The organism is Janibacter hoylei PVAS-1 (assembly GCF_000297495.1).
GTDB classification, from domain to species: domain Bacteria; phylum Actinomycetota; class Actinomycetes; order Actinomycetales; family Dermatophilaceae; genus Janibacter; species Janibacter hoylei.
Genome location: NZ_ALWX01000014.1, coordinates 123,718 through 144,774 on the forward strand (window position 1 = coordinate 123,718; position 21,057 = coordinate 144,774).

17 protein-coding genes, 2 pseudogenes and 1 riboswitch are annotated in these 21,057 nt (G+C 70.9%); of the genes and pseudogenes, 4 read left to right on the plus strand and 15 right to left on the minus strand.

Translation table 11 applies throughout. The annotated features are described in order from the left end of the window. Nucleotide 1 precedes the first annotated feature (1 nt). From B277_RS03815 to B277_RS03845, 7 genes are all read right to left on the minus strand, one after another. Nucleotides 2-913: a proteasome assembly chaperone family protein gene (locus B277_RS03815; RefSeq protein ID WP_007925347.1), complete on the minus strand. Its 912-nt coding sequence runs from the start codon at nucleotides 911-913 to the stop codon at nucleotides 2-4. 67 nt (nucleotides 914-980) lie between these two features. Continuing rightward, nucleotides 981-4,763 (minus strand): ATP-dependent RNA helicase HrpA, encoded by a 3,783-nt coding sequence (gene hrpA / locus B277_RS03820; RefSeq protein WP_007925355.1) that lies wholly within the window; start codon nucleotides 4,761-4,763, stop codon nucleotides 981-983. A 91-nt stretch (nucleotides 4,764-4,854) separates the two neighbouring features. After that, nucleotides 4,855-6,090 (minus strand): GNAT family N-acetyltransferase, encoded by a 1,236-nt coding sequence (locus B277_RS03825; RefSeq protein WP_476625114.1) that lies wholly within the window; start codon nucleotides 6,088-6,090, stop codon nucleotides 4,855-4,857. An 89-nt stretch (nucleotides 6,091-6,179) separates the two neighbouring features. Next, the gene (locus B277_RS03830) at nucleotides 6,180-7,724 is read right to left on the minus strand and encodes a hypothetical protein (RefSeq protein WP_007925359.1); all 1,545 of its coding nucleotides are present in this window, start codon (nucleotides 7,722-7,724) and stop codon (nucleotides 6,180-6,182) included. Nucleotides 7,725-7,918: 194 nt separating this feature from the next. After that, a complete protein-coding gene (locus B277_RS03835) occupies nucleotides 7,919-9,235 on the minus strand; it encodes a bifunctional o-acetylhomoserine/o-acetylserine sulfhydrylase (protein WP_007925360.1) in 1,317 nt (438 codons plus the stop codon). A 12-nt stretch (nucleotides 9,236-9,247) separates the two neighbouring features. Beyond that, nucleotides 9,248-9,360: riboswitch (SAM riboswitch) on the minus strand. Nucleotides 9,361-9,408: 48 nt separating this feature from the next. After that, nucleotides 9,409-9,810 (minus strand): hypothetical protein, encoded by a 402-nt coding sequence (locus B277_RS03840; RefSeq protein WP_007925370.1) that lies wholly within the window; start codon nucleotides 9,808-9,810, stop codon nucleotides 9,409-9,411. Beyond that, nucleotides 9,797-10,165, minus strand: a complete 369-nt coding sequence (locus tag B277_RS03845; protein ID WP_040880715.1) for a hypothetical protein — start codon at nucleotides 10,163-10,165, stop codon at nucleotides 9,797-9,799. Before B277_RS03845 ends, B277_RS03840 begins: the two co-directional genes overlap by 14 nt. Before the next feature lie 42 nt (nucleotides 10,166-10,207). Between B277_RS03845 and B277_RS20185 the strand changes: the two are divergent. The 3 genes and pseudogenes from B277_RS20185 to B277_RS20195 all read left to right on the plus strand — a co-directional run. Beyond that, nucleotides 10,208-10,750, plus strand: a pseudogene (locus B277_RS20185) (carboxyl transferase domain-containing protein); the annotation flags it as partial. A gap of 275 nt (nucleotides 10,751-11,025) precedes the next feature. Further along, a pseudogene (locus tag B277_RS20190) lies at nucleotides 11,026-11,373 on the plus strand (carboxyl transferase domain-containing protein); the annotation flags it as partial. Nucleotides 11,374-11,407: 34 nt separating this feature from the next. Next, complete coding sequence (locus B277_RS20195) at nucleotides 11,408-11,695, plus strand: hypothetical protein (protein ID WP_420795262.1); 288 nt, start codon at nucleotides 11,408-11,410, stop codon at nucleotides 11,693-11,695. A gap of 16 nt (nucleotides 11,696-11,711) precedes the next feature. On the opposite strand, the gene B277_RS03855 is transcribed toward B277_RS20195, so the two are convergent. After that, nucleotides 11,712-12,149, minus strand: coding sequence for a hypothetical protein (locus tag B277_RS03855; protein WP_128276841.1), 438 nt, complete (start codon nucleotides 12,147-12,149; stop codon nucleotides 11,712-11,714). A gap of 158 nt (nucleotides 12,150-12,307) precedes the next feature. Between B277_RS03855 and B277_RS03860 the strand changes: the two genes are divergently transcribed. After that, on the plus strand, nucleotides 12,308-13,681 hold the full coding sequence (locus B277_RS03860) for an L-serine ammonia-lyase (RefSeq protein WP_007925378.1): 1,374 nt from the start codon (nucleotides 12,308-12,310) through the stop codon (nucleotides 13,679-13,681). 73 nt (nucleotides 13,682-13,754) lie between these two features. Here the strand turns inward: B277_RS03860 and B277_RS15740 are convergent, their stop codons facing one another. The 7 genes from B277_RS15740 to B277_RS03890 all read right to left on the minus strand — a co-directional run bounded on the left by B277_RS15740 (nucleotide 13,755) and on the right by B277_RS03890 (nucleotide 21,044). After that, nucleotides 13,755-15,098: a DUF2510 domain-containing protein gene (locus B277_RS15740; protein WP_007925380.1), complete on the minus strand. Its 1,344-nt coding sequence runs from the start codon at nucleotides 15,096-15,098 to the stop codon at nucleotides 13,755-13,757. Between the two features lie 109 nt (nucleotides 15,099-15,207). Further along, the gene (locus B277_RS15745; protein ID WP_007925388.1) at nucleotides 15,208-15,789 is read right to left on the minus strand and encodes a DUF2510 domain-containing protein; all 582 of its coding nucleotides are present in this window, start codon (nucleotides 15,787-15,789) and stop codon (nucleotides 15,208-15,210) included. Then, nucleotides 15,786-17,480, minus strand: coding sequence for an NERD domain-containing protein (locus B277_RS03875; RefSeq protein ID WP_007925390.1), 1,695 nt, complete (start codon nucleotides 17,478-17,480; stop codon nucleotides 15,786-15,788). The genes B277_RS15745 and B277_RS03875 overlap by 4 nt, the downstream gene beginning before the upstream one ends. Continuing rightward, nucleotides 17,468-19,222 carry an HNH endonuclease signature motif containing protein gene (locus B277_RS03880; protein WP_007925391.1) on the minus strand — a complete coding sequence of 585 codons (1,755 nt, stop codon included), beginning with the start codon at nucleotides 19,220-19,222 and terminating at the stop codon, nucleotides 17,468-17,470. The genes B277_RS03875 and B277_RS03880 overlap by 13 nt, the downstream gene beginning before the upstream one ends. A 36-nt stretch (nucleotides 19,223-19,258) precedes the next feature. Further along, entirely contained in the window at nucleotides 19,259-19,681 is a 423-nt protein-coding gene (locus tag B277_RS15750; protein WP_128276839.1) for a protein NO VEIN domain-containing protein, read from the minus strand. A 24-nt stretch (nucleotides 19,682-19,705) separates the two neighbouring features. Beyond that, complete coding sequence (locus B277_RS15755) at nucleotides 19,706-20,131, minus strand: hypothetical protein (protein WP_007925393.1); 426 nt, start codon at nucleotides 20,129-20,131, stop codon at nucleotides 19,706-19,708. 52 nt (nucleotides 20,132-20,183) lie between these two features. Then, entirely contained in the window at nucleotides 20,184-21,044 is an 861-nt protein-coding gene (locus tag B277_RS03890; protein WP_007925394.1) for an HNH endonuclease, read from the minus strand. Nucleotides 21,045-21,057 lie beyond the last annotated feature (13 nt).

The following is a 21,057-nucleotide window of genomic DNA, read 5'->3' on the forward strand; positions in this document are numbered from 1 at the left end:
CTCAGGGGTTGTCGGTCTCGTCGACCGTGCGCAGGAAGTCCTCGAAGTCGGCGCCGATCTCGTCCGCGGAGGGCAGGTCCTCCCCTTCGCCGGCGAGCAGGCTCGGGCGCTCCAGCCCACGCAGGTGCACGTCGTACTGGCGCTCGAGCGCCTGGACGGCCTCGCGGACCTCGTCGTTGTCCTCGACCTCGCGCTCGATCTGGATGCGCCCCTCCCGGGCGGCCTCGACGAGGGCGTCGTTGGGCAGGTTGAGCCCGGTGACGTCGACGATCGCGTTGAGCGCGGTGAGGGCGGCGTCGTGGAAGGTCGACTGCGCGAGGTAGTGCGGCACGTGGATGCTGAAGCCCACGGCGTCGCGCGAGGACTCCCCGAGGCGCATCTCGAGCAGCGCGGCGAGGGAGGCGGGCACCTGGACGGTGCCGAAGACCGGCTTGTGCTCACCGATGAGACGCTCGTCGGTGCCGTGGACCGTCATGCCGACCGGTCGGGAGTGCGGCACGGCCATGGGGATGCCGTGGGCGTGTGCGACCAGGGTGATGCCGAGGTCGTCCATGATCGCGGTGATGGCCTCGATGACCGCCTCCCACCGGTAGTCCGGCTCCGGACCCGTGAGGACGTAGTAGGTCTGCCCGTCGCGGTCGAGCAGGTGGTAGAGCAGGAGAGCCGGGTCGTCGTAGTCGACGTACCGGTTGGCGTCGAAGGTGATGACCGGGCGGCGGCTGCGGTAGTCGATGAGCGAGTCGACGTCGAAGGAGGCGACGACGGTCGCGTCGCCCGCCTCGAGCAGCTGCTCGACGAGGAGTCGCTGGGCCATGCCGGCGTCGAAGAAGCCGTCGAAGGCGACGACCAACGGCCCCGGCAGGAGCATGGCGGGGTCGGTGTCGACCTCGTAGCGGTAGAGGCGCTCGGTCACGTCAGGTCCTCCTGGTCGGTGAAGCACTCATTGTCGCAACGACGCTTCCGCCGTGGCCATTCCCCCCTCAGGTCGGCACGGCCGCGATGGCCGCCCGCACCCGCTTGGCGGAGACCGACTGCGCGGTGCCGATCGACTGCGCGAAGAGCGAGATGCGCAGCTCCTCGATCATCCACCCGATGGCGACGACGTCCGGGGACCTGCGGCGCAGCGGTGGCAGCGCGTCGAGCAGGTCGGCGTAGGCGCCTTCGACGGCGTCGATGCTCTCCTGGTGGCCGGCGTCGCGGCGCGGGTTGTCCGCGGCCCGCTCCAGACGAAGGGAGATCCCGCGCAGGTAGCGCCGCAGGTCGGGCAGGCGGGCCAGACCGGTGTCGGCGACGAAGCCCGGTCGCAGGAGGCCGTCGAGCTGGGCGCGCACGTCGGCGACGGTCACCGCGACCGCGGGCGCGGTCATCCGGTCGAGGAGGGCGAGGACCTCGGTGCGCTGCGCGAGCACCGGCTCGACCTCGGCAACCACCGTGAGCACCCGCTGGGCGACGTGGGTGCGGGTGGCGGCGAGCGCCTCGTCGAAGGCTGCCCGCGAGCGGACCGGGCCGGTGACGTGCTGGCTGACGATGTCGTCGACGGCGGCAGCGAGGGCGTCGTCGAGCAGGGCGGGGACGGAGCCGTGCGGGTTGTCGGCGAGCGCCAGCTTCTGCGCATTCGTCAGGCGGGCGAGCACCCGCTTCCACGGCGGGGCCGTCCCGAGCAGGAGGAGCCGGCGCACGCCGGCGCGGTGGGCACCGAGCGCCTGCTGCTCGTCGGGCAGGACGCGGACGGCGACGCTGCTCCCTTCGTCGACGAGGGCGGGGTACCCGACGACGGTGTGCTTGCCGGACTTCGTCGTGAAGGTCTCGGGCAGGTCGTCGAGGTCCCAGGTCGTCAGGCCGGTGCGCTCGATGGAGGCCCCGGCCCGGGACATGCCGTGCTGGACGTGGCCGGCGAGCTCCTCACGCAGGGCCTCGAGGTCCTTGCCGCGGCCGAGGCGGCGACGCCGGGAGTCCTCGACGGCGAAGGTGATGCGCAGGTGGTCGGGGACCTTGGTCCAGTCCCACTCCCCCTCGTCGATGCGGATGCCGCCGCGGCGGCCGAGCACGGTCGACAGCTGTGCGGTGATCGACGTGCCGGCATCGGGGTCGAGCTCGGCGAGCGCGGCCCGCGCGTGGTCGGGGGCGGGGACGAGGTGGCGGCGGGTCGCCTTGGGCAGTGACTTGATGAGCGCGGTGACGAGGTCGGCCCGCAGCCCGGGGACCTGCCAGTCGAAGCCGTCGGCGGTCAGCCGGTTGAGCACCTGCACGGGCACGTGGACGGTGACGCCGTCGTCCTCGGAGCCGGGCTCGAACTGGTAGGTCACGGCGAGCTCGAGCCCGTCGGTGCGCCAGCGGCGCGGGTAGTCGCGACCGCTCACCGCCTCGGCGTCGTCGCGGGTGAGCAGGTCCTCGGTCAGCGTGAGCAGGTCGGGCTGCTCACGACGGGCGGACTTCCACCAGCTGTCGAAGTGGGCGCCGGAGACGACCTCGGCAGGGATCCGCTCGTCGTAGAAGGCGACGACGTCCTCGTCGTCGACGAGCAGGTCACGTCGCCGGGCCCGCTCCTCGAGCTGCTCGAGGCGCCGGACGAGCTTGCGGTTGGCAGCGAGGAAGTCGTGGTGAGCGTCCCACTCCCCCTCGACGAGGGCGTGCCGGATGAAGAGCTCACGGCTGGCGACGGGGTCGATCTTGCCGTAGGAGACGGGGCGCCCGACGACGAGCGGCACGCCGAAGAGGGTGACCCGCTCGGTCGCCATGACGGAGGCGGCCTTCTTGCTCCAGCGCGGCTCCGAGTAGGTCCGCTTGACGAGGTGGGCGCCGGCGCGCTCGGCCCACACGGGGTCGATGCGGGCCGACGAGCGGGCCCAGAGCCGACTGGTCTCGACGAGCTCCCCCGCCATGACGAAGGGGGGTTGCCGCTTGAAGTTCGTCGTGCCCGGCTGGATCGAGAAGCGGGCACCCCGGGCACCGAGGTAGTCGCGCTTGTCCTCGTCGCGCAGGCCGATGTGGCTGAGCAGCCCGGTGAGCAGGGCCTGGTGGACCCGGTCCCAGTCCGGCTCGGCGTCGGGCGCGGACGTGCGCTGCCGGGTGTCGATCTTGTGCTGCTTGGCGGCGCGGACGAGCTGGCTGTGCAGGTCCTGCCACTCGCGGGTGCGCAGGAAGTGGATGTACTCCCGCTTGCACATGCGGCGGAATGCGCTGCCGGACAAGGCCTTCTGCTGGTCCTTGAGGTAGACCCACAGGTTCCACCAGCTCGCGAAGTCGGACCCCTCCTGGCGAAATCGGGCGTGCTGCTGGTCGGCCTGCGCGCGCTGCTCGGTGGGCCGCTCGCGGGGGTCCTGGATCGACATGGCGGCGACGATGACGAGGACCTCGGTGGTGCAGCCGAGCCGGTCGGCCTCGATGAGCATGCGCCCGAGACGTGGGTCGACGGGCAGGCGGGCGAGGGTCTTGCCGGTCGGGGTGAGGCGACGGGCCCCCTTCGCCCGGGTCTCCGTGTCGAAGGCCTGCAGCTCCTGCAGCAGACGGACACCGTCGGTGATCTGACGGGAGTCCGGCGGCTCGATGAAGGGGAAGCGCGCGATGTCGCCCAGACCGAGGGAGGTCATCTGGAGGATGACGCTGGCGAGGTTGGTGCGCAGGATCTCGGGATCGGTGAACTCCGCTCGTGCCGCGAAGTCCTCCTCGCTGTAGAGGCGGATGCACACGCCCTCGGCGACGCGTCCGCAGCGACCGGCGCGCTGGTTGGCCGAGGCCTGCGAGATGCGCTCGATCGGCAGGCGCTGCACCTTGGTCCGCTGGCTGTACCGGGAGATGCGCGCGGTGCCGGTGTCGATGACGTAGCGGATGCCGGGCACGGTCAGCGAGGTCTCGGCGACGTTGGTCGACAGCACGATCCGTCGCCCGGAGTGGGGCGCGAAGACCCGGTGCTGCTCGGCGGCGGACAGGCGTGCGTAGAGCGGGATGATCTCGGTGTCGGGCAGCTGCATCCCCGACAGGGCCTCCTGGGCGTCGCGGATCTCGCGCTCGCCGGAGAGGAAGACGAGGGCATCGCGCGGGCCGCCGGACTCGGGCTCGGTCCACAGCTCCTCGACGGCCCGGCAGATGCCGGTCACCTGGTCGCCGTCATCGTCGTCGTCCTCGCCGAGGGGCCGGTAGCGCACCTCCACGGGGTAGGTGCGGCCGGAGACCTCGATGATCGGTGCGGGCTCGCCCATCTCGTCGCTGAAGTGCTCCGCGAAGCGCTCCGGGTCGATCGTCGCCGAGGTGATGACGACCTTGAGGTCGGGGCGACGCGGCAGCAGCTGCTTGAGGTAGCCGAGGATGAAGTCGATGTTGAGCGAGCGCTCGTGGGCCTCGTCGATGATGATCGTGTCGTAGCGGCGCAGGTCACGGTCGCGCTGCATCTCGTTGAGCAGGATGCCGTCGGTCATCACCTTGACCGCCGTGCCGTCGCTGCTGTGGTCGGCGAAGCGGACCTGGTAGCCGACGAGCCCGCCGAGCTCGACCTGCATCTCCTGCGCGATCCGCTCGGCGACCGAGCGCGCGGCGATCCGACGCGGCTGGGTGTGGCCGATCTGGCCGGCACGACCGCGCCCGATCTCGAGGGCGATCTTGGGCAGCTGGGTCGTCTTGCCCGACCCCGTCTCCCCCGCGACGATGACGACCTGGTGCTCGCGCATCGCCTCGGCGATGTCGTCCTTGCGCGCGACGACCGGCAGTTCCTCGTTGTAGTGCAGGTCCTCCGCCGCGACGGGTGCACGCAGGGCGGAGTCAGGCATGACAGTCAGGATATCCACGGCCCCTGAGTGGGTCCCACGCCCCGCGTGGGCGGTCGCCCGGCGACCGTCTCGAAGGGCGCCATCCCGAAGGTCAGAAGTCGATCGTCGTCACCGGCCCGACCGGCGTGCGCAGCGCGGCGTCGAGCGCGGCGACCGCGGCCGGGTCACCCGTGACGTAGCCGGCGGCGGCGCGGGCCGCGATGGTCTGACCGCCGAGCCACACGGCCCCGAGGTCACCGATGTCGAGCGTGACGTCGGCGGCTGCCTCCGTGCGCTCGAGCGCCCCGACGCCACCGCGCGTGGCCGTCCAGCGCCAACGACCGGCCTGCTCGGGCAGGGTCGGGTCGCCGACCTCGACGACGACGTCGAGGTCGGCGGCGTGGCCGCGCTCGGTGACGGCGGTCGGCAGGTCGACGATGCGCAGCCAGAGGCAGTCGCTCGGTCCGCCTCCGCCGAGGGCACGCGGCGAGGGCAGCCACGTGACGAGCGGGTCGTCGAGGGTCACCCAGTAGACGGTGCTGCCCATGAGGTCGAGGTCGACGAGCCGGTCGGCGAGCGCCAGCCGGGCTCCGACGTCGGTGGAGAGGAGGAAGAAGACGCCGACCTCCCCCTCGGGTCGTCCGTCGGACCAGCGCGGCGTGCGGTGGAAGTACGCGGCGCCGACGTCGCGACCGTCGCGGGTCGCCCACAGCAGGCGCGCGGGCTCGCGGTCGCCGCGGCTCTCGGGACTGTCGTAGAGCAGGCGGGCGCAGTCCTCGCGGCTGCGCACGACCTGCCCAGCACCGGTGGTGGCGGCCGCTCGGGCGAGGTCGTGCCACCGGTCCGCCTGGTCGGGGCCCGCCGTCGTGGTCTGCAGGGTCGTCGCGTCGGCGAGCTCCCTCACCTGCGGCGGCGCGGCGAAGTTCGTGCCCCGCCCGAAGCTCGAGCGCAGCACCGTGCTCGCCACCCCGTAGCCGAAGCGACCGTAGATCATGTGCTCCGACGCCTTGAGCACGGACAGCGAGCGTCCCTGCTCGTCGCGGGTCCACCGCAGGTGGTGGCCCATGACGGCGGTGAGCACCCCGCGCCGCCGGTGGTCGGGGTGCACCCCGATCCACGTCAGCCCCTCCGCGGGACGAAGGGAGGCCCCCTCGCCTCCCGCAGCCGGCACGGAGACCTCGACGTCCCAGGACCCGGCGGTGCCCGCAGGCTCTCCCCCCGCGGGTGGCGACGAAGCCCGCTCGCTGCGGGGTGTCGCGCAGCTGTGCCTCGCGCGGTCGGCGCGCGCTGTCGGCCCAGACGAGGGTGTCGAGCTCGAGCAGGGCCTCGACCTGGCTCTCGTCGGCAGGGTCGATGCGGGTGATCGCGATGTCGCTCGTCATGAGGTCACGCTCGCACCGGGGCGAAGGGCGCGGCAACGCCTTTTTTGATCCTCCCCTACGGCACCGGTGAGACCAGGTGCGACCCGGTGAGGTCGTCGATCGCCCCCGCCCGTCGCGACCTCTGCGCCTCCTCCCTTCGCTCGGCGGCCGCCTCACGTTCCTGCCGCTCCGACGGGGACTCGGTCACCTTGTCGGCCGCGGCGTCGATGGACTGCCCGGTGGAGATCCCCGACTCGACCCGGGAGACGGTGTGGTTGGTCTTGCGGACGCCGTAGGTGACGATGACGCCGCCCTTGCGGACGTGGCCCGACCCGGCGACGGCTGCCCAGTCGGTCGCGAAGTCGTCGGCCAAGTTGATGCCGGAGGTCTCCCTGGCCCAGTCGGTCGCCTTGTGCCTCCCCCGCACCTTCGACGTGGCCGCCTTGTGCTTCGCCCAGCTCTTGGCATCCGCTCCGATACGCCGGTGGGCGATGGGGTTGGTCGACTTGTCGGCGGCCCGGATGCTGCGCAGCTCCGCCGCCCGGTCGGCGGCCTTGATGCGCCGCCCGGTCTTGATCTGCCGGCTCAGCGGGATCATCGTGTCGACGGCCGCGAGATAGGTGCTCTTGCCGACGTCGGAGTAGCTGCCCTCGCCGTACACGGCCCGGCGGCCGAACCTGCCGATCGGATCGCCCGCGGCCAGGACGCCCATGGGCTTGACGAAGCCTGAGACCGGGTTGGTGGCGAGCGAGCTCGTCCCGACCCGGCTCGACTGCTCGAAGGTGTTGTAGAGCCGCTCGTCCGACAGGTCCGACCCCACGACGGCCAGGCTCGCGGCAACGGCGTGCTCGTCGGCCGCCGCGGCGTCGGCCTCACGGGCGAAGCCGCGCCGGTTCATCTCCCGCGAGTTGGCGGCGGCCCGGTACTCCCGCTCGACCGTCACGTACTCCGGGTCCTCCGGCGTCATCGTCGCCAGGCGCTCCTTGCGGGCCTGCGCGGTGGCGGTGTTGGTGTCGTAGCGCCCCCGGAGCCGCTTGAGGGTCGCCTGGCTCTCCTCGAGCCGGTCGGCGTAGGGGCGGATGATCCGCTCGGCACCGCTCAGCCGGTTGGCGGTGGCGACGAGGTCGCTCGGCGTCGTGCCGACCTCCCGCTCGAACATCGTCCCCGAGCACGAGTCCCACACCCCCTTCGTCGAGACGGTGCGCAGCAGGTTGACGACGGTGTGGATGTTGGCCGCTACGGTCTTGAGCTCGTCGGCCTCGGCGCGGATGACGGCGGGGTCGCCCTCCTCGATCGTCCCCGGGTCCTCGAGCGCCATCAGAGGACCCCCCCGGTTGCGCTCGTCGACGAGGTCCTCGGTCTCGACGTACCAGGACCCGGCGTCCTGGGCGAGGCGCGCGAGCGCACGCAGCTGCGTGCAGGCCTGCTTGCGCCGGCGCTCGTAGTCACCGATGGCCGCCTCGTAGGCCTGGGTGCCGGTCCAGCTCGGGAAGCCGAAGGTCTCGACCGCCTCGTTGTTGGCCTTGGCCGCCTTCTCTTCGAGGTAGTCGGCGATCGCCGTCAGTTGTCGACCCAGCCCCGCGATGCCCTCGCTGTCGATGGAGATGCGTTGTCCGCCCATGCCCCACACGCTAGGAAAAAACGCCGAGGGGCCCGTGGAGTTCTCCACAGGCCCCTCGGTGCGCCCTTCGAGATGGCCCTTCGAGACGGCTCGTTCCTCACCTCCTCAGGGACCGAGGTTCCTCGCCTCCTCAGGGACCGAGGTTCCTCGCCTCCTCAGGGACCGAGGTTCCTCGCCTCCTCAGGGACCGAAGATCACTTCGCGGCGGCGAAGCCCTGCTCGAGGTCGGCGACGATGTCCTCGATGCTCTCGAGACCGACCGCCAGACGGACGAGGCCGGGGGTGACGCCGGCGGCGAGCCGGTCCTCCTCCGGACCCTGCGAGTGGGTCGTCGAGGCCGGGTGGATGACGAGCGAGCGCACGTCACCGATGTTGGCCAGGTGGCTGTGCAGGGTGAGCCCCTCGACAAACTTCTTGCCTGCCTCGAGGCCGCCGGCGATCTCGAAGGAGATGACGGCACCGGCCCCCTTCGGCGTGTAGCGCTGCGCCTGCTCGAAGCTCGCCGAGCCCTCGATGGACGCCCAGTTGACCGCCTCGACCTGCGCGTGGCCGGAGAGGAAGTCGACGACCTTGCGGGTGTTGTCGAGGTGCCGCTCGATGCGCAGGCTGAGCGTCTCGATGCCCTGCCCGATGAGGAAGGCGTTGAAGGGCGAGATCGCCGGGCCGATGTCGCGCAGCAGCTGCACGCGTGCCTTGAGGATGAAGGACAGGTTGGCCCCGAGCGCGCCGTTGACGCCGAGGTCGGGGCCGAAGCGCAGCCCGTGGTAGCTCGGGTCGGGCTGGTTGTAGTTGGGGAACTTCTCCGGGTCGGCCGCGTAGTCGAAGGCCCCGCCGTCGACGATGACGCCGGCGATCGCGGTGCCGTGGCCGCCGAGGTACTTCGTCGCCGAGTGGACGACGACGTCCGCACCGTGCTCGAGGGGGCGCAGCACGTAAGGCGTGGCGATCGTGTTGTCGACGACGAGCGGCACCCCGGCCTCGTGGGCGACCTCGGCGATGCCGGCGATGTCGAGCACGACCGGCTTGGGGTTGCCGATCGTCTCGCCGAAGAAGGCCTTGGTGTTGGGCTTGACCGCCGCGCGCCACTGCTCGAGGTCGCTCGGGTCCTCGACGAAGGAGACCTCGATGCCGAACTTCGGCAGGGTGAACTTCAGCAGGTTGATCGTGCCGCCGTAGAGCGCGGCGCTGGCGACGATGTGGTCACCCGCCTCGGCGATGTTGACCAGGGCGAGGTGCGTCGCGGACATGCCCGACGCCGTGAGCAGCGCGCCGACGCCACCCTCGAGGGCGGCGATCTTCTGCTCCACCGCGTCCTGGGTGGGGTTCATGATGCGCGTGTAGATGTTGCCGAATTCCTTGAGCGCGAAGAGGTTCGCCGCCTGCTCGGTGTCCTTGAAGGCGTAGGAGGTCGTCGCGTGGATCGGCAGCGCCCGCGAACCAGTCGTCGGGTCGGGCGCCTGGCCGGCGTGGATCTGCTGGGTCTCGAAGCTCCAGATGGAGGGGTCGGACATGTCTGCTCCTTGAGTGCGCGCTTGACCGCGACGGACGTCGCGGACCAGGTCGTCTCCCGGGGCACCCCACCGCGGAGGAGGGTTGCCGGCCAGCGAGCCGGGGCTTCGCGCTGGCGCTCAAGACCTGCTGCGATGATAGGAAAAGGGCTGGCGCGCACCAGCCTCCGTCTCACCTAGCGGGCGCGCACCCGGTGGAGCCACCACAGCCCGACGAAGGGGAGGACGAGCGGCAGGTAGCCGTAGCCGGACCCGTAGTGGGACCAGACGGTCTTGTCGGGGAAGAGCTCGGGCCGCACGAAGGACAGGGTCCCGACGGTGACGACGCCGACGGCTTCGACGAGGATCGCGCCGGTGGCCACGCGGGCACCGGAGGGTCCCCCCTTCGCCAGGGCGATGGTCGCGACGACGTAGATGAGGGCGGCGCACGCCGACAGCACGTAGGCGAGCGGGGCCCGGTCGAAGTACTGGGTGATCTGCAGGATCGAGCGCCCGGTCGCGGCGAGCGCGAGCACTCCGTAGACGGCGACGACGACCCGGCCGGGCCCGGTGCCGGTGCTGACCTCAGGCGGGGCCACTGGTCTGCCAGATCTGGAGGATGCGGTAGGTCATGACCCCGACGGTGAAGGCACCGGCGATGACGACGCCCATGGCCCAGCGGGTCTTTTCCTTGAGGGCGATGAAGACGACGACCGGCGGGATGATCGGGAGGGTCAGGGCGTAGGCGAGCATCGTCGCGCCCTCCCCCGTCCCGGTGACGCGGCCGTGGACGACCGCCGTCGTCACGGCGAGCACGAGCAGACCCAGCTCGACGAGCGCCGCGACGAGCAGGAGCCCGTCGTCGACGGGGCGGTCGAGCGCGAGGTAGATCAGGGCCACGAGCCCGAGGGCGGCGACGGCGACCATCACGGCAGTGGTCAGGGGCACAAGCACCGGGCAAGGTTACCCACCCTCGTGGGTGGCACCATCACTGCCATGAGTCCCCAGCGCCCTGGTGCCCAGCAGCTCATCGACGCGGTCGTCGACCCGGACAGCTTCGTCACGTGGGACGAGCCGATCGACACCTCCGGCCTCGACGACACCTACCGGTCGGCGATGGCGGCCGCGGCCGAGCGCGCCGGCACCGACGAGTCGATCCTCACCGGACGGGCCCGGATCCAGGGTCACGACGTCGCCCTCATCGTCGGCGAGTTCCGCTTCCTCGGCGGGTCGATCGGACGGGCGGCCGCGGGCCGGATCGTCTCGGCGGTCCGGCGTGCGACGACCGAGCGGCTGCCGCTCATCGCGGCGACCGCCAGCGGTGGTACGCGGATGCAGGAGGGCACCCCGGCCTTCATGACGATGGTCGACATCTCGGCCGCGGTCGTGGCGCACAAGGCGGCCGGCCTGCCCTACCTCGCCTACCTGCGGCACCCGACGACCGGCGGCGTCTTCGCCTCGTGGGGGTCGCTGGCGCACATGACGATCGCCGAGCCCGGGGCGCTCATCGGCTTCCTCGGCCCGGTCGTCTACGAGACGGTCAACGGCGTCCCCTTCCCGGAGGGCGTCCAAGTCGCCGAAAACCTCGTCGACAAGGGCATCGTCGACGCCGTCGTCCCGCTCGAGGAGCTGGCCGGCATCGCGGCGCGCGCCCTGACGATGCTGTCGGCGACGACCCATCGGCACGCCGACCCGACCGAGCACCCGGCGTGGCGGATCGCTCCCTTCGTCTCGCGGCCGGAGCCGGACGAGGAGGAGGTCGCCGCGGTCTGGGGGGGCCATCGAGACGACCCGAAGGGGGGGACCGCCCCGGTGTGCGGGAGCTGCTGCGGCACGCCGCCGACGACGTCATCCCGCTCAACGGCACGGGCTACGGCGAGTCGGACAAGGGGGTCATGCTCGCCCTGGCCTCCTTCGGCTCGCGGCCGTGCGTGCTCGTCGGCCAGGACCGCCGCTACCAGGTCGCCGAGTCGATGGGACCGGCCGCGCTGCGTGAGGCACGTCGCGGCATGCGGATGGCCCGCGAGCTCGGCCTGCCCCTCGTGACGGTCATCGACACCCCCGGCGCCGACCTCTCCCCCCGGGCGGAGGAGGGCGCGCTCGCCGGGGAGATCGCCCGGTGCATCGCCGACATGACGGCGCTCGACGTACCGAGCGTGTCCGTGCTCCTCGGCGAGGGCACCGGCGGGGGGCGCGCTGGCGCTGCTGCCCGCGCAGCGGGTCGTCGCCGCCGGCAATGCCTGGCTGTCGCCGCTGCCGCCGGAGGGGGCGAGTGCCATCGTCTTCAAGGACACCGAGCACGCCGCTCTGCTCGCCGCCCGCCAGCGGGTCGGCGCCCGACACATGCGCGAGGACGGGCTCGTCGACGTCATCGTCGAGGAGTCCCCCGCGGCCCACGAGGACCCGGAGGGCTTCGCCCGGGCGATCGGCGCGGAGGTGGTCGCCCAGGTCGACGAACTGCTCGCTCGGTCCGCGAACGAGTGAGGCGGGGGTCGGGCGGTCAGCCGGCGATCGCCAGCCCGTCCCACACCGGCATCTCGACGACGGCGCGATCGGTCGCCAGGTAGGTCGCGAGCAGTGGCACGTCGAGCTCGCGGCAGGAGGCGATCGCCGCCTCGTGCCAGGCCCGTGCCTCGTCGTCGGGCTCGAGGCCGTGGGGCCGGCCGATCGCGACGACGAGGCCGCCGAGACGCTCGACGAGGCCACCGACGACGAGGTCGAAGGGGCGGCGCCGCTCGCTCGGTGGCAGGTCGGTACCGCCGAGCTCGCCGATCGTGATCGGCTGGATCATGCGGCAGGTCTCGTCGCACAGCACGATCGTCAGCGAGCCACTCTCGCGGTCGCTCTCGCGCACGACGAGATCGACGACGTCGCGGGCGATCGTCGGGTCGGTCAGGGGTCGGGTGGGCCAGTCACGGGGCAGGTCGTCGAAGCTCATGCCCTGCAGTGTGGCCGGGTCGGCGCAGCCCGCCGCGAGGTTTTCCACAGCGGCCCGGCGCAGTCGACGCGGTGGGTAGTGTGAGCCACGGCACGGCGCCCCACCACCCGCGTCGAGCCGTCCGTGCCCCACCCACGAGCACCCCAGGAGAGCCACCCGTGGCACTGAGCGTCTTCGACCTGTTTTCGATCGGCATCGGCCCGTCGAGCTCCCACACCGTCGGCCCGATGCGGGCCGCCGTGATGTTCGTCGAGGGTCTGCGTGACGAAGGGGTCCTGCCGCAGGTGCGTCGGGTCAAGGCCGAGCTCTTCGGTTCGCTCGGAGCGACCGGTCACGGGCACGGCTCCAACACCGCGGTCCTGCTCGGCCTGTCCGGTGAGCGCCCGGAGGTCTGCGACCCCCGCTCGGTGGCCGGTCGGCTGCAGCAGATCCGCTCCTCGCACCGGGTGAGCCTGCTCGGCGAGCACGAGATCGACTTCCATGAGGACGACGACCTCGTGCTGCACCGGCGCAAGGCGCTGCCCCTGCACCCCAACGGCATGACCTTCACGGCGTGGGGCGACGCGCAGGAGCCGATCAGCGCGCACACCTACTACTCCGTCGGCGGCGGCTTCGTCGTCGGCGAGGACGCCTCGGGCTCGACGAAGATCGTCGCCGACACGACGCCCGTCGCCCACCCCTTCACCACCGGCGACCAGCTGCTCGCCATCTGCCGGGAGACCGGCCTGTCGATCGCCCAGGTCATGCTCGACAACGAGCTGTCGTGGCGCACCGAGGACGAGGTGCGCCAGGAGCTGCTGCACATCTGGTCGGTCATGCAGGAGTGCATCGACAACGGCACCCGCACCGAAGGGGTCCTGCCCGGCGGCCTCAAGGTGCGCCGGCGCGCGCCCCAGCTCCACCAGCGGCTGCGGGCCGAGGGCAGCAGCAGCGACCCGCTGCGCGGCATGGACTGGCTGTGCCTCTACGCCCTGGCCGTCAACGAGGAAAATGCCGCTGGCGGCCGGGTCGTCACCGCACCGACCAACGGAGCGGCCGGCATCATCCCGGCCGTGCTGCGCTACTACGTCGACTTCGTGCCGGGCGCGGACGAGGACGGCATCTGCCGCTTCCTGCTCACCGCGGCGGCGATCGGCGTCATCTACAAGGAAAATGCCTCGATCTCGGGCGCCGAGGTCGGCTGCCAGGGCGAGGTCGGCTCGGCCTGCTCGATGGCGGCCGGCGCGATGGCCGCGGTGCTTGGCGGCTCCCCCGCCCAGGTCGAAAATGCCGCGGAGATCGGCATGGAGCACAACCTCGGCCTGACCTGCGACCCCGTGGGCGGGCTCGTGCAGATCCCGTGCATCGAGCGCAATGCCGTCGCCTCGGTCAAGGCGATCACCGCGGCCCGCACCGCGCTGCGCGGCGACGGCTCGCACGTCGTCTCGCTCGACAAGGTCGTCAAGACGATGCGCGAGACCGGTCGGGACATGAAGGTCAAGTACAAGGAGACCGCTCGCGGCGGTCTGGCCGTCAACGTCATCGAGTGCTGAGGCCTCCCCCTTCGACACGACGAAGGCGCCGCCCCCATCGGGAGCGGCGCCTTCGTGCGTGCGGCGGGGGACCTTACTTCTTCTTGATCTCCCAGTCACCCGCGGCCTGGACGACGATGTACTTCGTGCCCTCCTGGACCGTGGTGGTGCCGTCGTAGCTGTCGTACTCGCTGATCAGGCGGTCCGGGTAGTCGGAGGCACCGACGGCCTCGACCTTGATGTTGCCGATGAAGGAGTCCTTCGGCTGCGTGTACTTGACCGCGATGTCGGACTTCTTGCCGTCCCACTTGAAGACCTTGGAGCCGTCACCCTTCTCGGTCGAGCCGAAGGTCGGGGCCTTGTCGATCTTCGTGAACTTCACGGTCCACGAGCCCTTGGTGTCCATCTCGATCTTCGTCGTGCTCGTGTTGTAGCCGGTGAGGTTGTACGCCACCGTGCCCTTGGCCGCGTCGCTCGACGTGAGGATGTACTCGGAGTTCTTGTCGTTGAAGTCCAGGCCCTTGATGCTCAGGCTGTCGTACTTCTGACCGTCGTAGGTGAACTCCATGAGGCCGGCGCCGTCGCCACCGGGGACGTTGACGACGCTGTGGCCGCTGCCCTTGTAGGTGGTGCCCCACTTGGCGGCACGGCCCTTGGTCACGCTGGAGACCGGGCCGGAGTCGCTCGAGGACGAGTCCGTCGGGCTCGAGTCGGTCGTGGACGAGTCGCTCGACGAGGAGTCGGTCGGCGTCGAGTCCGTGGACGAGGAGTCCGTCGGGGTCGAGTCGGTCGGCTGGGAGGTCGTCGACGGCTGCGCGGTGGGCTCGTCGTCGCTACCACCGATGAGCTTGAGGCCGAGGAAGCCCAGGACGAGCAGGAGGATCAGGCCGAGGACACCGAGACCGGCGATCAGCGGCACCTTGCTCTTGGAGCCCGGCGCACCGCCCTGGCCGTACTGCTGCTGGCCGTAGCCCTGCTGCTGGCCATAGGCGGAGGACTGGTCGTACCCGCCCTGCTGGCCGTAGCCCTGCTGCTGGCCATAGGCGGAGGGCTGGTCGTACCCGCCCTGCTGGCCGTAGCCGCTCTGGTCCTGACCGTAGGAGGACTGGCCGTAGCCCTGGTCCTGACCGTAGGAGGAGGCACCGTAGCCGCCGGCGGCACCCGCGGCGGCACCGTAGCTGGTGCTGTCGGTGGAGATCGCCTCGGTCTCGGAGGACCGGTCGGCGTTGGGACGCACACGCGTGGCCTCGTCGACCTCGCTCGTGGACCCGACGGTGTCCTGACGCGTCCCCGTGCCCGAGGAGTCGGGACCCGGCTGGTCGGCAGCGAAGCCGTCGGGCGTCGCCTGACGGTGCTCGGTCCAGCCATTGCCGTCCCAGTAACGAATCTGCCCCTGATTGTCAGGGTCCTGATACCAACCGGCAGCCCAGTTGCTCATCGCAGGCCCTCTCCGTATCTCTCGTATGCGATCTCTGTGTGCGAGCCCAGCGTACCTGCGCTCAACCCTGTGGACATGGGGAGAACTCCCCAGTTGTTGCTCTTCGGACTCAGGACTGGTACCCGTTGCGGCGATTGAGCTCCACCGCGCCCTGGTACGCGTGGTACATGCCCCAGCCCCAGGCGACCACCATGAGCGGCAGCCCGATGAAGCCGATGAGGATCCAGCCGAGGCAGATGACCAGAACGAGCCCGAAGATGTAGAGGCCGAGGAACCCCACGCCTGCGCCGACGTCACCGTTGACCATCGACCCGACGCCGGGGATGAAGAGGGACAGGATCAGCGAGATCGCCGGGTCCTTGCGGGGCGCGGGCATCGCGCCGGCCGGGCCGACGTGCGGCGGCTGGGGGTAGGGCTGCTGCGAGTAGGACTGCTGGCCGAAGGGGGCCTGCCCCGCACCGGGAGGAGGTGCCTGCCCGTGGGTGGGTGCGGTGTAGGGCACCACCTGACTGCTCGGCGGGGGCGGCGGGCTGGCCGGGGTCGCGGCACCGGTCGTCGGCGACGCAGACGCGGAGGTGGGCGACGGTGTCGACGTCGGCGGCGGCGCAGACGTCGAGTGCGTCCACCGGGTGCCGTCCCAGTAGCGTCGCTCGCCGTCGTGCTCGTACCAGCCCGGCGCGTGTTCGGTCATGATGCCCCCTGTGTCTCGCCGGAGATGCTACCTGCGTCGGCGAGCGCCCGAGCCACCTCCTCGCCCGCGAGCCGGATCACATCGAGGTCCCCGACGACGACGAGTCGGTCGGTCGCGCGCGACAGCCCGACGTAGAGGCGCTCGCGAAAACGCTCGCGGGTCCCCGACTCGTTGATGCACAGCACGACGGCGCGACGTTCCATCCCCTTCGCCCCGAGCACGTGCCCGTAGAAGACGTCGTCGTTGTCCCAGAAGGTGTCCCAGTACCCGCGCTGCCCGTACTCCTCCTGCCGCTCCGCCTGCACGGGGTGTCGTGCGCCGGTGGTGAGCAGGGCGACGTGCTGGGGGTCCCACCCTTCGTCGAGCAGGACGTCGACCTGGTCGTCGGCGAGGGTCAGGGCCTCCCGCGACGTGGCGTGGACGAGCTCCACCTGCGGGCCGTCACCGCCCTCGAGGCGCATCCGCAGCGGCGCCAGCGGTCGGAAGGCGGCGGCGATCTGCTTGGTGTTGCGCAGGTTGTGGTCGAGGACGAGCGGCACGAGCGGGACCGGAGGCCGGCCGAAGCGGTTGAAGAGGCGCTGGTTTTCGTCGGAGTAGAGGAAGAGCCCGCCGTCGCTCTCGTCGGTGAGCGCACCGATGATCGGCCGCCACCACGACTCGGCGAAGTCCTGCGCCTCGTCGACGACGAAGCTGTCGTACCGCTCCCCCGGCGGCAGCTCGGCGGCCCGGCCGGCCATGAGTCGGGGGAAGGTCTCCTCCCAGTAGTTCGGGTCGTCGCGGGTCCCGGAGGGCACGCCCCAGAGGTTGCCGAGCTCTTCGAAGGTGCCGACGAAGGAGGGCCGCTGGCGGCGGGGCCAGGTCGCGACCTCGCGCTTGAAGTACGTCGCGAGGCCGATGGAGTAGCACAGGAGGGCGACCCGTTCGGGTGTGCGGCCTCGCTGACCTGCGGACAGCTGCTTGGCCTGGGTGAGGGCGAGCACGGTCTTGCCGCTGCCGGCGCCGCCGCGGATCTCGATGCGGCGCAGCAGGCGGGTGACGTCGAGGACGAGGGACTGCTCCTGGGTGAGGTGGTCGGCCCGCGCCTGGCGTTCGTCGGCCTCGTCGACGACCGTCGGGGCAACGCCCCTGCCCCGCGCGGTGAGGATGTCGACGATCACCTCGCAGTCGTCGAGGCTCGGCACGGCGGTGTGGGTCTCGAAGCCGAGCGGGATGTCGGCGAGGCGCTCGGCGAGGGTCGCCATGTCGCCACGGTCGTGGATCATCCAGCGCGGGCAGTCCGGCAGGTCGAAGTCCAGCCCGAGGCTGACGAAGGGGGTGACGACGGCGTGGGCGAAGCGGATCCGACGTCGGGACGAGTCGGCCCAGCGGGGGTCGGTCTCGACGTACTGGCGGATGGCGTACTTCGTGTCCCGGACCTGCCCGACCGGGTCGATGGGTTGTCGTGCGCCGCGGCGCTTGATCGTCCACTGGCCGTCGTCGATGCGGGTCCCGTTGCCCTTGACCTCCACGACGACGACACCGACGTCGGGCATGACGACGACGAGGTCGGCCTCGTGGTCCTTGGTGAGGTCGGTGAGGCGGTAGTTGGCGAGGAGCACGTCCTGGGGACGAAGGGAGTCGCGCAGCCCCTCCCACACGTGCCGCTCGGAGTCCGTCGTGAAGGGCGGGTCTTCGGGGATCAGCCGTGGCATGGGGCCAACGTAGCGTCGTGCCGAGTCAAGGTGGGTTGGCTCGGGCTCGTGACCGATCTCGTCTCTCTCAGAAGGGCACCGGGCCGCACTCCACCGCTGGCGCCACCAGCTCCTCCCCTCCCCCCCTTCGCCCCCTCCACGGGGGGCAAAGCCGGTGCAACGACGAGCTGACCCCCGTCATCAGGGCCGAGCGTCGGCTCACCGGCCGCCCATGCGCTGACGTGCACCTCCCCTTCGTCGAGGGAATGCACCCAGTGGGCGGGGAAGGTGCTGGCGGGCACCCCCGCCGGGCTCGTCCACTCGGCCCGGCCGTCCTCGTGGAGGGTGTGGGTCCAGCGCGGTGAGTGCTTGACCCGGTGGTGGTGCCGGCAGAGCCCGGAGAGGTTGGCGGGGCTGGTGGCCCCCTGCGGGTACGGGAGGGCGTGGTCGAGGTCGGCCGCCTGCTCGGCGCCGCGGGCGACGCGGCGGGTGCAGCCCCACATGCGACAGGTGCCGTCGCGGGTGGTGACGAAGTCACGCATCGCGCGTGGCACGACGTAGCGGGGGTCGGAGGTCTCGACGAGGACGCCGGTGCGGGCGTCGACGAGCGCCCGGGAGACGGTGGTGTCGAGGTGCGTGGTGAGCGCGGCGACGACGTCGGCGGGGATGAAGCCGACCCCCGGGATGTCGCAGCCGCTGACCCACGTGCGCTGGCCGTCGGGGCCGGGACCGGCGGCCACCTGCGCGGTGATCGCGTTGCCGGCCCACTCCTCCGGTACGACGTCCACGGCGTCAGGTCCTTCGCCGGTGACGAAGCGCCCTTCGACGGCGGTCGGTCCGTGGAGGGCGTGGGCGGCGTCACCGGCAGCCGGTCGACCTTCGCCCCCTGCGTAGGGGGCGAACGAGAGCCGCGACGCGGCCGAGGTGATGATCGGCAGCCCGAGGCGAACGTGCGGGGTGACCTCGACGCCACGCAGGGCGAGATCGGCCAGGCCCTGGGCCCGGGACGCACCGGCGGCGAGGGTGGGGTCGGCCTGGCGCAGCTGCTTGGCGACCGCGTCGATCGCCTCCTTGAGCGCGAGTGCGGTCTCGGCAGGGAGGGTGGCGTGCAGGTCGGTGCAACCGACGGGGCCTTCGCTGAAGGCGACGTACAGTGCATTGCGCCGGTTGCGCCGGGCACGGTCGGCGAGGAGCTCCGGCTCGACCCGCTGGAGGATGCGGCGAGTCGCCTTGCGCAGCTCCCGCTCGTCGAGGCCCGTGGCGCGGGTGCTGCCGGGCCGGCCACGAAGGGGGTCGAGCAGGTGGTCCACGACCGCTGCCACCGCGTCGGGGCCCGCCTCGCGGGTCTCCTTGGCGACGACCTCGAGGGACCGCTCCCGCATGCGCCCATCCGCCACCAGGTCGGCGAGGCGCCGCAGGTCGGTGATGGCGCGTGCCGACAGGTCGCACCGTCGCCCCGCCTCCCCCGCACCTGCCCCGAGGGCGAGACCGAGCGCGTCGACGGCGAACTCGGCGACCTCTCCCTCCGGCAGGCGGACCGGGCGGTAGACGTGGTCCTCGCCGACCTCTTCACCGAACCGCGATGCGTGGCCCAGCAAGGTCAGCTCGAGCGCGTCGGCTGCCCGTCTGAGGCGCTCGGTCGCCTGGAGCATCCGCGTCAGCGTCTGCTCGTCGGCCCTGCCCGCCTGCGCCCCCGCGCGCTCACGGATCTGCCCCAGTCCCCGGAAGGACTCCTCCACTTTGGCCAGCTCGTCTTCGAACATGTGTCCATGGTCGCAGCGGCCACCGACAACCCCGGGCTAGGCCGTGGGCGGCACTTGCCCCTTGACCTCGTTCCGCGACGGCAGGGCCCGGTAGGACTCCGGTCGTAGGTCGCAGCTCGCACGCAGGTCCCCACGAAGGGAGTAGAAGCGCACCGACTCCGGCCGGAAGTCGTGGAGTCGGTAGAGGTGGTAGGACTCCGCCTCTGAGACGCTCACGTCGACCTCGTTGCGGGTGATGACCATCGGCCAATGCACTCCCTGGGTCGTCGTCTTGACCTCGATCAGCTTGTCAGCCCCGCTGGGCTCGAAGGACCGGATGTCGAACCCGAGGCCGTCACCGACGGTCTGGCTGACGTGCTCGACCCGCGCCGCCAGGGTGTGCTCGCCCATCCGGGTGAGCAGCTGCCGTTCCCGCTCCAGGACCGCTCGTTCACCGGCAGCACCCAACGCACGATTCATCGCCTCCAGCTCCACGAAGTCCCATCAACCCACGTGTTGCCCCGGCCCAGCTCTGAAGACATCCAGGCCGAGGGAGGGAGCCTCCCCTTCGACCCAGGCAGCCGATCCGCTCACGTCCGGCATGGCGCGGGTGATCTTGTCGAAGGCGAGGTTCGTGAGCTCCGGCCGACGCAAGATCTCCTCCCGGACTGCATCCCGCAGAGAAGCCTGGATGTTGGGGTAGGGCTTGTACCCGTTGACGAAGGGGAAGCTCATCTCTCGCAGGACCGCGCTGACATTCATGAACTTGTACTCGATCGATCCTCGACCGCGATCCATGACGTCTTGGAGCTGGCGGTTCACCTGCGCCTTGACGAACCTCTCGTCCTGAAGCTCTGAACGGAGCATGTCGAAGTACGCGCTGACGAGGATTCCGTTCTCCTCGTCCGTCCAGTCGCCCGACTCAGCCACGCACCCTCCTGCCCTGTGAGAGCACCATAGAGACCCTCCGCCAGCAGGTCAGCTAGGAGACACGGAAGGACTCATACGCGATCTCGAGCAGCAACGGGTCGGGGTGCTCAGCCCGCCGAGCAGGAAGCACCATGAGCTGCTCGTTGTGTCGCTCCTTCAGTCCGTGCTGAAGCATCGGTCCGTCGATTTCCTCGAGCAAATCACGCCGGATCTGGACGACGTGGTCTGGGCGGATGCCCAAAATGCCGGAGTCGAAGGCGGCATGGTGAATCTTGCACAGCGCGAGCCCGTTTCGCACAGAGGCAACTCCGAGCTCGTGACCGTCCTCGACGATGTGCGCAGCGTCCAACAGGTCGCCATGCCTGAGTGCGCACACCGCGCACCGGGTCTCGTAAGCCCGCATCACCGTTGACCTGAAGACCCGTTGGTGAACCCTCTGGTTGCGCTCGGCCCGGATGTATCGTCGTACGTGCTCGTCCACCTCGGACAAGGACTCCCGCTGGCTCTCGTCGATGGCTACGACGAACTGGTGCTGAGCCGGCTCTTCGGCCTCGATGTAGACGGGGTAGATGGGCTTGTAGTCTCCCGGCCCAACCCCGAAGAACCAGATCAGAGGCAACGAGGCATTCATGGCGGCCCGTAGCGCCCTGTTCTCCGGGTGCAGGGCGTCTGTGCCTCGCCATTTGTAACGGAGGCGACCGTCCGCCCCAACCGCATCCTCGTAGGGCCGATGGGCCCCCTCGGCGCGGTAGACCGTGCGTATCGACAGGGCCGCTTGCGCGTCGGCCGGCTTCCGGATCCCGCGCTGAGCGTCAAGCAACGGAATTCTGACTCCCTCGAACTGGAACTCCCGCAGTGCCTCAGAGCGAAGCCAGTCGCGCTCTGCCGACGTCGCACGGTCGAGCCACCCCATCGCGGCTGACCGA

Bases quoted from the DNA above. Each gene is read 5' to 3' on its own strand.
- B277_RS03830 (WP_007925359.1), bottom strand. From the start codon at position 7,724: ATGGGCGGACAACGCATCTCCATCGACAGCGAGGGCATCGCGGGGCTG.
- B277_RS03835 (WP_007925360.1), bottom strand. From the start codon at position 9,235: ATGTCCGACCCCTCCATCTGGAGCTTCGAGACCCAGCAGATCCACGCC.
- B277_RS15750 (WP_128276839.1), bottom strand. From the start codon at position 19,681: ATGAATCGTGCGTTGGGTGCTGCCGGTGAACGAGCGGTCCTGGAGCGG.
- B277_RS15745 (WP_007925388.1), bottom strand. From the start codon at position 15,789: ATGACCGAACACGCGCCGGGCTGGTACGAGCACGACGGCGAGCGACGC.
- B277_RS03855 (WP_128276841.1), bottom strand. From the start codon at position 12,149: ATGAGCTTCGACGACCTGCCCCGTGACTGGCCCACCCGACCCCTGACC.
- hrpA (WP_007925355.1), bottom strand. From the start codon at position 4,763: ATGCCTGACTCCGCCCTGCGTGCACCCGTCGCGGCGGAGGACCTGCAC.
- B277_RS15740 (WP_007925380.1), bottom strand. From the start codon at position 15,098: ATGAGCAACTGGGCTGCCGGTTGGTATCAGGACCCTGACAATCAGGGG.
- B277_RS03875 (WP_007925390.1), bottom strand. From the start codon at position 17,480: ATGCCACGGCTGATCCCCGAAGACCCGCCCTTCACGACGGACTCCGAG.
- B277_RS03890 (WP_007925394.1), bottom strand. From the start codon at position 21,044: ATGGGGTGGCTCGACCGTGCGACGTCGGCAGAGCGCGACTGGCTTCGC.
- B277_RS03880 (WP_007925391.1), bottom strand. From the start codon at position 19,222: ATGTTCGAAGACGAGCTGGCCAAAGTGGAGGAGTCCTTCCGGGGACTG.